We start from the raw sequence: 12347 nt of genomic DNA, 5'->3' as shown, positions 1-12347 counted from the left end.
TGCAGCAGCCGGACTCTGCGGATCCGGACCGAACGGCTGCCCGTGGAATCCAGCGAAGGAGGCTGGGCCCACCGCACGCTGTCCCTGCGGGTCCACGAGTCCCAAGAGGACGTGGTGGTGTGGCTGCCGATGGTTCGTCGCCCGCATACGCACGCAGGCCATGGATCTGCCCACCGAGATGCTGCGCGGTGGATCAGACACTCACCCAGTGGCTCCTCGAACAGTTCTGCACGGGAGTGGTGTGCCAGCTGGACGTGGACACCGGCGTGCTGCGGTGGTGCAACTGCGGTCACCTGCCTCCCCTGCTGATCCGCAATGAGGGCGTGCTGGAGCATGCCCTGGAGAGCCCGCCCCAGCCGCCCATGGGGCTGCCGTTCCAGCTCGAACCCACCCACCGCGAGGCGTACAACACGACGCTGGAACCCGGTGACCGGGTGCTCCTGTACACCGACGGCGGGCACCTTTGTCGCCGGTGGGTGAGGTGTCCTAGATCACTGAGGTGAGTTCCGTCAGGAATCCCTCATTCCGCCTTCCGTCGCCCTACGCTCACCGAACGCAACAGGAGCACCACAGAATCGACACAGACTCTCCACAGAAAGCCATCATGAACAGAACCGTAAAGAGAGCGGCGAAGCTCTTCACCGCGCCGGCCGCCGCCCTGGCCCTCCTCTTACCCGTCCTCGCCGTGACCGCGACTCCCGCAGCCGCAGCCGCGACCGACGCCTACACCTTCACCAACACCGACGGCACCCTCAACGCGACCGGCAATCGCGACGGGAACCAGATCTCCGTCACCCCCGACGGCACCAACTACACGAACTGGCGGCTGATCAAGCTCAGCGCCCCCGGCACGTTCAACATCGCCAGCACCTCCTCCGGGAAGTGCATCTACGCCTCCCAGCCCGCCGTGCAGCAGTCCTGCGGCAAGGACGGCGAGCAGTGGCACTTCCGCCCCGTGGACGGCAAGCCCAACGCCTTCGGCATCGTCCGCCGCGACGACTCCAGCGGCACCGAGTACTGCATGGACAACCGTGGCGGCCTCCACCTGTGGGGCATCCTCGCCCAGCCCAACGCCTGCAACGGCAGCGCGAGCCAGGAATGGACGGTCCCCGCGTCGAAGGCGGCCGAGGCGAAGGGCCTCGCCCTCGACTACTACGCCGACCTGTGCGCGAAGAAGACCTCCACCTGCTCGTGGACCCAGAAGTCCGAAGGGCAGCCCGAAGTCCTCCCCCGTCAGCCCGCCTCGTCGGTCTGGTACAACGACACCAGCGGCACCATGAAGCAGGTCTTCACCACGATCTACCACTCCGGCTGGGCGCAGTCGTACTCCGTAGGCTTGTCCTCCTCCGTCGGTGTCTCCACCCCGGTCCAAGCGATGATCGCCAACCAGCTCACCGCGACGCAGACCTACCAGTCCGACGAGACCACCGTGAACGGCATCGCGATCGACGTCCCGTCCAAGCACTACGGATGGGTCGACTTCGCCGCCGTCGGCAAGAAGGTCACCGGCACGTGGACCTTCAACACCGACAACCAGCCGTGGACCACCGACGCGACCGTGACCGTCCCCGTCATCAACTCGGCGGTCGGCTCCACGATGTACGTCGCCCGCACCAGCACGGACGCGCCCGGCAGTGGCACCAGCAGCACGGACGTCAAGCCTGCCGCGCTCGCGAAGACCGCGAAGGCCACCATGGACGTGCCCGCGGGCGGCAAGCTGACCGCCCACAACGGGAGTGTCCAGGTCAGTGACGCCGGCGGCAGCACGATCGCAACGGTGCAGCCCGGAACCGTCACGGACACCAACGGCACGACCCACAAGGTCAGTCTCTCGGTGGACGGCAACACCGTCACCCAGACCGTCGAAGGCGTCACCGGCGACACCATCACCGGCACGATCACGCCCCCGACCTACTCCCTGGGCGGCGGCACCTCCGCCGCCGCGGAGAAGGCGGTCAAGTCGATGACGTCGGCGAAGTCCTTCCTGGCCGCTCCCGCTTCCGCTCCGAAGAACAGCGACGAGCACGACAAGTGCATGGCCAAGAAGATCGGCACCAGCATCGTCGTCTCAGGTGCCATGGGCGCCCTGGCCGGCCCCGAAGGAGTCGCCATCGGCATGCTCCGCGGCGCGTTCACGGGCATCGCCAAGGGTGTCATCGAGTGCTGACCGAGCACGTGAACTGACCACTTGAACAACTTGAACGACCGCGTCCCCCTGCCTACGGACCGGCAGGGGGACGTAGCGCACATTCCCCCGAACCGCCGAGATACCTGCCGATGGGGAGCACATGGGCGCCGATGACCAGCGGTTTGCCCATCGGCGTAGTGGTTTCGAGTCTCGTCCTCCCCTTGTCGAAGTCGGCCTTGTTGGTGACGCCGTCGCCGGTCGGAACGAAGAACGGCCACAGGCCGGCAGCCGCCTCGGCCTTGATGACCTGCTGGTCTCCGGAAGTGAACGCGGCATCCGAGGTGACCACGCTCGTGAGTCCCTCCACGACCAGCAGCGAGGCGATCGCCCGCTGCAGCCTCCCGGACTTCTCACCGAACGCCATGTCCCAGTGCAGCTGAGGCTGGGAAGCCCAGGGTGGACTCGTGCGCTTCGCGTACGCCTCGTGAAGCCGGCTCGAGTCGTACCAGCGGGGGTCGGGATTGACCGGCCAGACCGCATACGCACCCAGTTCGGCTTCGACGGTCACCGCGCTGCGGGCAAAACCGGTGGTGATCGCGTCAGACCGGCCGGCACCGGCCCACAGTCCCGAGCAATCCTTGTTGACCCCGCCGGTCCAAGTGCCGGAGACATCCCCGCTCGTCGTCGCACTGCCGAAGGAAACCGTCGCCGGTGGGGAGTCCCTGAGCATGCCCAGCAGTTCCCTGCTGCCGCCCAGGTACTCGGCAGGTCGCGGGGGCGGCCCCTGGTAGGAGCGCAGAAACCTCTGCAGGGCCCCCAGGCGCACGATGTCCCGCAGTGCGGAGGCGCCCTCGTTCGCGACATCCGGGTGGTACGTCATCGCCCAGGCGTAGAAGACGTCGGGCAGCCTGTCCTCGTCCGGCCGGGGTGTCAGTCCCCTGAGGTACTTGAGCCATTCCTGATGGATTCCCGGGCCGATCGCTGTCACGAAGGTGCTCTCCGGGACGGACAGCACCTGAATCACGGCGGCGTACGCCTCGAAGAACAGCGCGCTCTCCGCCACCTGCCGATTGAAGGTGAGAGAGGCGGGCGGGACGGTGTTCTCACGGGCCCACAGGGCGGTGTCGGACGGGGCCAGTGGAGGCGCGGGCTGGATGAGCTGGGTGGTCGACGGAGAGGCCGGCAAGCTCTTCTGCACGGCGTTGTACCAGCGGTTCTGGAGCTCGGTCATCGGGTCGGGCGGTGAAGGCGGAACGGTCGGCATGGCGCTGGCCTTTCGTCGGGCGCTCCTGACCGGCCGGGGACCGCCGGCCCCTGGCCGGTCAGGTCGTCTGCGTCGCCTCTGAAGCGGGCGCTACTGCTCAAGCGCTGCCGACGTATAGCCGAGGAACCGGCCGATCGGCAGGACGTTGACTCCGATCAGCACCGGAACGCCGGGAGCGGATTTGGTGGTGATCGTGGTCTCGCCCCGGTCGCTGAATTGCGTATTGGTTGTCATGCCGTACTCCCGGCTGCCGTTGTAGAACGGCCAGAGCCCGAAGCCCGAGTTGCCCCGGATTATTTGCTGGTCCTGTCGGCTGAACGAAGTCCTGGCGGTCACGCTGATGTCCATGGCGTCGGCCACCAGGAGATTGACCGTGACCCGCTGGATGTTTCCGGAGGGCCCGAATGTGCTGTCCCAGGTGATCGCACTACCGCTGCGCCACGGGGGGTCGCCCTTCTTGCTGTAGGCGGTGCCGAGGGCGGATGAGCCGTACCAGGCCCCGGCGTTCGTCTGGAAGCTCAGGACGTGCCCGAAGGAGGCTCTGATGCTGATCTCGCTCTGCGCGAAGAATTCACTCAGGCGCTCGGTGCTCTCACTTCCCCTCCACAGGCCGAACAGCACGGAACGCCGCCCGGAGGACCATGTTTTGCTCACGTCCGAGCTCGTGGTCGAGCTGTGCATCTCGAAAGCCCGCTGGGGCGCTTGCGAGAGGTCCCGCACCAGGGCGTCGTAGCCGCGGGCCCAGTCCGGTGGCGCGGGCGGTCTCTGCATGTAGGGCATCAGGGCCTGCTGCGCGGAGCCGATCGGGTCGAGGATGATCGCCGCGTACGCCGACGCTCCCTGTTGCGCGACGTCGGGCGCGTTCACCATCGCCCAGTTGAAGAAGATGTCGGGGAACTGGTTCACCGGAGGTATCGGCTTCAGTGACTGCAGGTACCTCACGAAATTCTGGAAGTTCTCCTCGCCGACCTCCTGCTTGACGTCGATCCTCGTCGCCGACCGCAGGGCGGACAGGACCCCCTTGTAGTCGGAGAAGAGCTGGTTCCCGCCGCTCTGGGTGTAGTTCTGGTCCAGCGAGAGCGGTGGGATGTTGTTGAGGAAGGACCAGAGGAATGTGTCCCCGCCCTCTATGGAAAGAGGGGCTGCCGGCTGGAGGAGCTGGAAGGTTTGATTCGACTGGCCCAGCCCGTGGGTCAGTGCGTTGTAGAGCTGGTTCTGTACCGTGATGAACGACATGGGACGTCTTCCCTTCGTGGGTACTGGACGGGAGGAAAGTCCGGACAGCTTCCTTTTGCGGGCCATGGTCGGTTCTTTGCCACCGGGAGAACCAGTTCGGACATGATGCTCGCGCGCGTGACGGATAACAACCGTTCCTTTTCAGGATCATCACGTATTGGCCACGTTCACTCATGCTCTTTGCGCACCGCGCTCACCGGGCCGCGGTGCACGTGAGCCGTACTGATCGGGCCGGACGGCAGTCGAAAAGGCGGTGCGGCCGACGCTCGGCCCGCGTCAGGTGCGTCCTGAGAGGAGGGTGTGCCGTGAGAGATGACCGGTTGGGCTCTGGCGGGACGTCAACGTCCGGGAACGCGACGCCGGGAGCCGAGGGAGATCACTCCGCGGTCGGCAGGGGCTGCTCGGTCCAGATGGTCTTGCCGGTGGAGGTGTAGCGGGTGCCCCACCGCTGGGTGATCTGGGCGACGATGAACAGGCCCCGGCCCCCCTCGTCGTCGGCGGCGGCGTGGCGAAGGTGGGGCGAGGTGTGGCCGGTGTCGGCGACCTCGCAGACGAGGCTGCGGTCGCGGATCAGCCGGACCTGGACCGGCCCGCCGGAGGCGTAGCGGACGGCGTTGGTGACCAGCTCGCTGACGATGAGCTCGGTCGTGAACGACAGGTCGTCGAGCCCCCACTCGACCAGCTGCCCGCTGGTGACGGACCGGGCCCGCGCGACGCTCTCGGGGTCGGCGTCCAGCTCCCAGACCGCCACCTGCTGCTCGTCGAGCATCCGGGTACGGACCAGGAGCAGGGCCGCGTCGTCGTCCACCGGTCCGGGCAGCAGCTCGGCCACGGTGCGGTCGCAGAGCTCCTCCAGAGGGCGCCGGCACTCGGCGAGGACACCGGTGAGCAGGCCGATCCCCGTCTCGGTGTCGTGGTCCGGGGCCTGGACGAGACCGTCGGTGAACAGGGCGAGCAGGCTTCCGGCGGGCAGCTGGAACTCCACGCTCTGGAAGGGCGCGCCGCCCAGGCCCAGGGGCGGGCCCTCCGGGAGGCCCGGACGGCTGACGGCACCGCGGGCGGGGTCGACGACGACGGGCAGCGCGTGGCCCGCGCGCGCCATGCTGCACCGCCCGGACACCGGATCGTAGACGGCGTACAGGCAGGTGACCCCCAGGGCCTCGTCGCCGCCGGCCCCGGGCGTGCCCCCGCCGCGGCCTTGCGCCCGCTCCTCGGCGGCCCGCTCCTCGGCGGTCTGCCCGACCACGTCGTCCAGGCGCGCGAGCAGTTCGTCCGGGGCGAGGTCGAGGCGGGCCAGGACCCGTACGCTCGTCCGCAGCCGGCCCATGGTGGCGGCGGCGCGCAACCCGTGGCCGCGCACGTCCCCGACCACCAGGCCGACCCGGGAGCTCGACAGCGGGATGACGTCGAACCAGTCGCCGCCGACCCCGGAGCGGCTGTCGGCGGGCACGTAGCGGCTGGCCGCCTCGGCCCCGGTCAGCGACGGCAGGTGGTGGGGCAGCAGACCGCGTTGCAGTTTGAGGGCGGCGGTGTGTTCCCGCGTGATGACCAGCATCAGGACGACGCCGACCAGCAGGGCGCCCAGGCCCACGACGCTCACCCCGCCGGTGCGCCCGAGGATCGGCAGGTCGTAGGAGGTCGAGCCGTAGTCCGGGGCGGCGTAGACGACGAAGGCGGCGTAGCAGAAGAGGCTGAGCATCAGGAGCCCGCCCAGCCCCGGAAGCACCCCCTTGAACAGCAGGTCCCGGGGGCTGCGCGTGAGCAGCCCGCGGTACCACCAGACGCAGGCGAAGCCGGTGAGGCCGTAGTAGAAGGCGATCGCGAGGCCGACCGCGCTGATGGAGTCGGCCAGCACGTCGTGGCTGATCACGGTCAGCAGGACGAGGAAGCCGATGGAGACCAGGCCCATGCCGACGGTCGACCAGGTCGGGGTGAGGAACCTGCTGTGCACCCGGGCGAAGCGCGAGGGGACGGCCTTGTGGGCCGCCATGGAGAAGACGGTGCGGGCCAGCGGCAGGATGGTGGTCTGGGTGGACGCGACCGCCGAGGTCAGCACCATGAAGATGAGCAACTTGGTGAAGAACCAGCCGGGGCCCGTCGTGCCGAAGACGGCACCGCCCAGGCCGGAGAGCACGTCCCCGGAGTTGGCCGTGTTGCCCAGGCCGGTGCCTTCGGTGCCGATCCCTGCGAACGCCTGCGCCGACGTCGCCACCAGGGCGTAGATGCCCAGAAGGAGCACGGTGGAGACGACCGCCGCCCGTCCGGGGGTGTGCTTGCTGTCGGCGGTCTCCTCGTTGACCGCGACGGCGGTGTCCCAGCCCCAGTAGATGAAGACCGCGGCCAGGAGGCCCGCGGTCAGCTTCTCGGCCGACGGCACATGGAGGGGGTTGAACCAGGAGGCGGAGACGTGGATCGCCGCCGGCGGCCCGTCGGCGTAGACCCTGACCAGGGCCATCACCGCGAACAACGCCAGCACCGCCACCTCGGCGCACACCAGCCAGCGCTGGAGGGCCGCCGACACCTCGATGCCCACGTAGCAGACCGCGGTCATCACGGCGATCCAGCTGACCCCCGCGACGGTGGTCCACAGCCGGCTCTCGGCGAGCGAGTCGAACCCCAGCAGCCGGAAGCCGTAGATGCCGGCGATCTCGGCGAGGTTCGCCATGGCGATGACGTCGGCGACGATGATGCCCCAGCCGCCCATCCAGCCGATGCGCGGGCCGAAGGCGCGGGAGGCCCAGGTGAAGGTGGTGCCGCAGTCGGCGTCGCCCGCGTTGAGCTCCCGGTAGGCGTACGCGATCAGCAGCATCGGGACGAAGGCCAGCATCGTCACGATCGGCGCCTGGAGGCCGACCCCCGCGACGATCAGGCCGAGCGTCGCCGCCAGGCTGTACGCCGGAGCGGTGGAGGACAGGCCCATGGCGACCGAGGAGACCAGTCCCAGAGCACCGGCTTTGAGCCCCTTCTCGCCCGCGCCGGGGCCGGGCGCGAGCGGCGCGGCGGGCTCGGCCGGACCGCCGGAGGACTGCACCCCTGCGTTCATCTCCGCTCGATCTGCATTCATCTCCGCATCTCGCCTGGAGGGCCCGCGCCCTCGGGAGAACTCAGATCACCATTTTCCCCGGAGTCGATCAGGTCCGCCAGGCGATGGCGCGCCGGGCGGGCTCACAGCCGGCCCTGCCCCCGGCTGCGCCGAGCCGATACGCCACGGCCCGCCCGCACCCGGCGGTGCGGGCGGGCCGGAAGTGACCGCCGGGTCAGTCCTGGCGAGCGGTCACCTCGATGAGGTGGAATCCGAACTGGGTCTTCACCGGGCCCTGGACCACGTTGGTCGGGGCCGAGAAGACGACCGTGTCGAACTCGGGAACCATCTGCCCCGGACCGAACGAACCCAGGTCGCCGCCCTGCCGACCGGAGGGGCACGTGGAGTGCGCCTTGGCGAGCTCGGCGAAATCAGCCCCGGCCTCGACCTGCGCCTTCAGCTCGTTCGCCTTGTCCTCGGAACTGACCAGAATGTGACGCGCAGAAGCCCTAGCCATGAGTTGCATCCCTTCGATTACCTATCAATATCGCCGGGAAGACGCTCCGGGGGACCTTCTCAGGTGCAACGCTTACGGCGCCCACCTGTCATCGATCCCCTCGTCTCCCGTGAGCCGGCCTCATCGGCCGGCCGCCGTGGCATCGTCTCATGTGCCGCCCCCGCCGCCGGGCCACCACGCGTTCACAGCCCTGGTGACATGCGCGGGCAGAGGCGACGGCCGGGAGAAGCCGCGACGGGGCACGGCCCCTCGGGAGCTCACCGGCGCGGCGGTCCGGCCCGGGGTCGCTCTCGGCGCAGGGTCAGTGTTCTCGCCTCTCCCGGGTCGATGGTGAGCGAACGGTCCGGCAGGACGACCCTGACAGGGGATTCTTCCGAGTCCGGCACGCTGACGGTCAGTCGTTCGCCCCGCAGCCGTACTCCGATCCCCCAGTGCCCCCGGTAGCGGATGGTGAAGCCGAACTCGGACAGCTCGGGAAGGTGCACCGGGTCGAGCCAGAGGGCGTCCTCGCGGGTCTCCAGCCCGGTCAGGCCGCGCTGCACCAGGTCCAGGGTGCCGGCCATCGCGCCGAGGTGGATGCCCTCGGCCGTGGTGCCGCCCTGGAGGTCGGCGACGTCGCCCTCCAGGGCTTCCCGGCAGTAGCGCCAGGCGTCGGCGCGGCGGGCCCGGGCGAGCACCCAGCCGTGGACCAGGCCGCTGAGGGTGGAGCCGTGGCTGGTGCGGCGCAGGTAGTAGTCCACGGTGCGCTGCCACGTCTCGTCGGTGAGCTCGTATCCGAGGCGGGCGAAGACGGCGGACAGCTCGGCCGGTGAGAAGAGGTATCCGAGCATCAGTGCGTCCGCCTGCTTCGACGCCTGATACCGGTTGACGGAGTCGCCTTCGGCCTCCAGGATGCGGTCCAGCCGGCGGATGTCGCCGTACTGTTCCCGGTAGCCGTCCCAGTCGAGCTCGGCCAGCCGCTCGTAGCCCTCGAACTGGCTGATGACATTTTGGTGGAACGGTACGCGCAGGTGACGGGAGACGTCTTCCCACAGGGAGAGCTCCCCGGCGTCCGGGCCTCCGTGTTCCAGCAGCTCCTGCCGGCGCCGCGGCGGCAGGGTCCCGATCAGCTCCAGCGCGCGGGTGATGACCCAGGCGGCCGTGACGTTCGTGTAGGCGTTGTCGTCGATGCCGGGCCGCACGGCCCCGGGGTAGCCGTCGTGGTATTCGTCCGGCCCGACGACGCCGCGGATCCGGTAGCGGCCGCTCGTGGGATCGTGCTCCGCGCTCGCCGCCCAGAAGCGGGCGATCTGCAGCAGCATCTCCGCGCCCCTGGTGTGCAGGTATCCGGTGTCGCCCGTCGCCTGGCAGTACTGCCACACGTTGTAGGCGACGGCGGAGCCGACGTGGTGCTGGAGGCCGGAGCGGTCGGGCAGCCACCGGCCGGAGTGCGGGTTGAGGTGCAGCGTCTGGGTCTCGTCCCGGCCGTCGCTGCCGCTTTGCCACGGGTACTTCGCCCCGGGACGGCCCGCTTCCCGTGCGGCCGCCACGGCCCTGGGCAGGCGGCGGTGGCGGTAGTCCAGCAGCGCGCGGGAGACCTCCGGGAAGTGCAGGTTCAGATGGGGCAGGACGAACAGCTCGTCCCAGAAGACGTGCCCGCGGTACGCCTCGCCGTGCAGCCCTCTGGCCGGAACGCCCACGTCCAGGTCGGCGGTGTGCGGGGAGAGCGTCTGCAGGACGTGGAAGAGGTGGAGCCGGAGGACCCTGCCGGCCTCCCCCGGCACGCTGAGGTCCGCCTGTCTCCACAGTTCTTCCCAGGCGGCCTTGTGGGAGCGCAGCAGCGTGTCGAAGTCAGGTGCTGACGATGCCCGTTCCACAGCGGCGGAGAGAGGGTCGCTGATCGCCCGGTCGCGGGCGGTGTGCAGTGCCACGCACTTGTCCACGGTGGCGGACCGTCCGTCATCGAGGGTGAGTTCGGTGTGCTGGGCAGCCTCGTGACCGTCACCGGTTCTGGAGAAGGACGTCGGACGGCATCCGGTGACGACGGCGCGTTCCGCCATGCCGATGCCGATGTCGGAGGTCCTGGTGCGGCAGTACAGCCAGACCGTGCCGGGTTCCGCCTCACCGGTGCGGAAGGCGGTGAGGTGGTTGCGGTCGAGGGCCCGGTAGCGGTGCACGTTGCCGTTGATGACGTGCCCGTCGAGGCCGGATTCGACGTGGATCCGCCCGGACCAGCCCTCGGGGGTGAAGACGGTCCGCAGCGCCGCGAGGTGCGGGTCGCCCATGTGGACCAGCCGGCACTGCTCCACGCGCAGGACCCGCCCGTCGGTTCCCCGGTAGCGGAAGGACCGGGTCAGCGTGCCCTGCCGCAGGTGCAGGCTCTGCCAGTGGCCGGAGACCTCACACGTGTCCATGGCGAACCACGGGCCCGGCGCACCGTCCTCGGAGACCAGACGGAAGCGCAGGAGCAGCCAGTTCGGCAGGTTGACCATGTCCTCGTTCTCGACGCTGCGGCCCGCCACGGTCGAGACCCGGCGGTCGTAGCAGCCGGCCGCGTAGGTGCCCGGGTAGTGCACCAGCCCGGCCCTGCTCTCGGGTGCCGCGCCGCGCGTGGCGAAGTAGCCGTTGCCGAGCGTGCACAGCGACTCCCGCAACCGCTCGCTGTCCGGGTCGTAGCCTTCGTACTCCCACGTCCACTCCGGCATCACCGGCCTCGCCTCCCGTCCTCCGCACCGCGGTGCGGGCCCGTCGTCGCCCGCTACCGGGTGGGCGAAGGCACGAGCGTGTCGTCACCGGTACGGCCGGCCAGGTAGTCGGCGACGTTCCGCGCGGTGGTCGCCACGATCTGGCCGACGGCGTCGCGCGTGAAGTACGCCTGATGGGAACTGATCAGGACGTTCCCGAAGGTCATCAGCCGGGCGAGCGTGTCGTCCGTCATGACGTCGAGCGACTTGTCGAAGAAGAAGACTCCTGCTTCCTCTTCGTAGACATCCAGTCCGACGCCTTCGAGGCGTCCGGCCCTCAGGGTCTCGACCAGCGCGTGAGCGTCCACCAGGCCGCCCCGGCTGGTGTTGATCAGAAGGGCGTCGTCCTTCATGAGGGACAGTGCCCGCGCGTCAACGATGTGATGGGTCTCCGGCACCAGAGGGGCGTGCAGGCTCAGCAGATCGGACTCGGAGAACAGGCGTTCACGGTCGACGTACTCCATGCCCAGGACACGGCACTCCTCGTTCGCGGCGATGTCGTACCCGAGCAGCCGCATGCCGAAGCCCGCGGCGATACGGGCGAAGGCGGTGCCGATCCTGCCCGTGCCGAGCACTCCTGCTGTCCGGCCGTGGAAGTCGCGGCCCATCAGACCGTTGAGCCGGAAGTCGAAGTCCCGGGTGCGGGTGACCGCCCGCGGCACCTTGCGGTCGACCGCGAGGGCCAGTGCCCAGGCGAACTCCGCCACGGAGTGCGGCGAGTAGGCCGACACCCGGGACACGGCCAGCCCCAGGTCACGGGCCGCTTCCAGGTCGATGTTGTTGTATCCGGTCGCGCGCTGGGTGATGAGCCGGGTGCCGCCGGCGGCAAGGATGCGCAGCACGCCCTCGTCGAGGACGTCGTTGACGCTGCTGCAGACCACCTGGCAACCGGCAGCCGTCACAGCGGTGTCGCCGTTGAGGACCAGGTCCAGGCACCGCAGGCCGTGATGTTCCCGGAATGCCTCTTCCAGCAACGGTCTTTCGTCGACCGTCACTCCGTAGGCGACGATGTCCACCATGGCGTAAGGCCTCCTTACCTTTCCCGCCGCCGTCTCCGCTCACGGCCATCATGACTTCTCCGGCGCCCAGCCGGTCATGGACGGCACGCCGGACCGCTTCGTGGTCGCCCGGCGGACACGTCCTGCCCGGCCGCGTACGCGAGAAGCCGCGAAAAGATGCTTGAAACATCCACAGCCGACTCTGCAGCCGGCACTGCATTCCCGCAGCTCCACAAGCGTCACCCCGCCGGCTCCCTGCCTGCCATGGGCCGAAGGGTCCTGGCACTGGGTCCCGAGGGCAGATGGGCTTCGGTCCCGCCGCCCCTCTGGGGTAGACTTGAAAAGTTCTTCAATTCACCAGTTTCCGTAATAGCCAAGTCGTTTCGGGTGTGGAGGTCGGGTGGGCGGGTTCGTCGAGGCACACGGCGTGGAAGCGGAGGGCGAGCAGTGATGAGGGCC

General features: G+C 69.1%; 8 protein-coding genes. 2 read left to right on the top strand and 6 right to left on the bottom strand.

Translation table 11 applies throughout. The features are described from left to right. Window positions 1–188 precede the first annotated feature (188 nt). Both NQU55_RS15335 and NQU55_RS15330 read left to right on the top strand, forming a co-directional pair. Window positions 189–503: a PP2C family protein-serine/threonine phosphatase gene (locus tag NQU55_RS15335; protein WP_256790714.1), complete on the top strand. Its 315-nt coding sequence runs from the start codon at window positions 189–191 to the stop codon at window positions 501–503. Window positions 504–604: 101 nt separating this feature from the next. Beyond that, entirely contained in the window at window positions 605–2167 is a 1563-nt protein-coding gene (locus tag NQU55_RS15330) for an RICIN domain-containing protein (protein WP_256790713.1), read from the top strand. 52 nt (window positions 2168–2219) lie between these two features. Here NQU55_RS15330 and NQU55_RS15325 read toward each other — a convergent pair whose 3' ends face one another. From NQU55_RS15325 to NQU55_RS15300, 6 genes are all read right to left on the bottom strand, one after another. Continuing rightward, the gene (locus NQU55_RS15325; protein ID WP_168094781.1) at window positions 2220–3359 is read right to left on the bottom strand and encodes a hypothetical protein; all 1140 of its coding nucleotides are present in this window, start codon (window positions 3357–3359) and stop codon (window positions 2220–2222) included. Window positions 3360–3482: 123 nt separating this feature from the next. Beyond that, the gene (locus NQU55_RS15320; protein ID WP_168094780.1) at window positions 3483–4628 is read right to left on the bottom strand and encodes a hypothetical protein; all 1146 of its coding nucleotides are present in this window, start codon (window positions 4626–4628) and stop codon (window positions 3483–3485) included. A 376-nt stretch (window positions 4629–5004) separates the two neighbouring features. Then, a complete protein-coding gene (locus NQU55_RS15315; protein ID WP_256790712.1) occupies window positions 5005–7692 on the bottom strand; it encodes a SpoIIE family protein phosphatase in 2688 nt (895 codons plus the stop codon). 193 nt (window positions 7693–7885) lie between these two features. Further along, the gene (locus NQU55_RS15310) at window positions 7886–8167 is read right to left on the bottom strand and encodes a peptidylprolyl isomerase (RefSeq protein WP_168094779.1); all 282 of its coding nucleotides are present in this window, start codon (window positions 8165–8167) and stop codon (window positions 7886–7888) included. 257 nt (window positions 8168–8424) lie between these two features. After that, window positions 8425–10851, bottom strand: a complete 2427-nt coding sequence (locus tag NQU55_RS15305) for a glycoside hydrolase family 65 protein (protein ID WP_256790711.1) — start codon at window positions 10849–10851, stop codon at window positions 8425–8427. A gap of 53 nt (window positions 10852–10904) precedes the next feature. Further along, window positions 10905–11906 (bottom strand): 2-hydroxyacid dehydrogenase, encoded by a 1002-nt coding sequence (locus tag NQU55_RS15300; protein WP_256790748.1) that lies wholly within the window; start codon window positions 11904–11906, stop codon window positions 10905–10907. Window positions 11907–12347: the final 441 nt, after the last annotated feature.

It is taken from the genome of Streptomyces telluris (assembly GCF_024519335.1).
GTDB lineage: Bacteria > Actinomycetota > Actinomycetes > Streptomycetales > Streptomycetaceae > Streptomyces > Streptomyces telluris.
The sequence above is the reverse complement of the archived record's forward strand: the minus strand, read 5'-3'. Positions and strand labels throughout refer to the sequence as shown.

Coding starts and splice junctions, on each gene's coding strand:
- NQU55_RS15310 (WP_168094779.1), bottom strand. CDS start 8,167: ATGGCTAGGGCTTCTGCGCGTCACATTCTGGTCAGTTCCGAGGACAAG.
- NQU55_RS15320 (WP_168094780.1), bottom strand. CDS start 4,628: ATGTCGTTCATCACGGTACAGAACCAGCTCTACAACGCACTGACCCAC.
- NQU55_RS15330 (WP_256790713.1), top strand. CDS start 605: ATGAACAGAACCGTAAAGAGAGCGGCGAAGCTCTTCACCGCGCCGGCC.
- NQU55_RS15325 (WP_168094781.1), bottom strand. CDS start 3,359: ATGACCGAGCTCCAGAACCGCTGGTACAACGCCGTGCAGAAGAGCTTG.
- NQU55_RS15315 (WP_256790712.1), bottom strand. CDS start 7,692: ATGAATGCAGATCGAGCGGAGATGAACGCAGGGGTGCAGTCCTCCGGC.
- NQU55_RS15305 (WP_256790711.1), bottom strand. CDS start 10,851: ATGCCGGAGTGGACGTGGGAGTACGAAGGCTACGACCCGGACAGCGAG.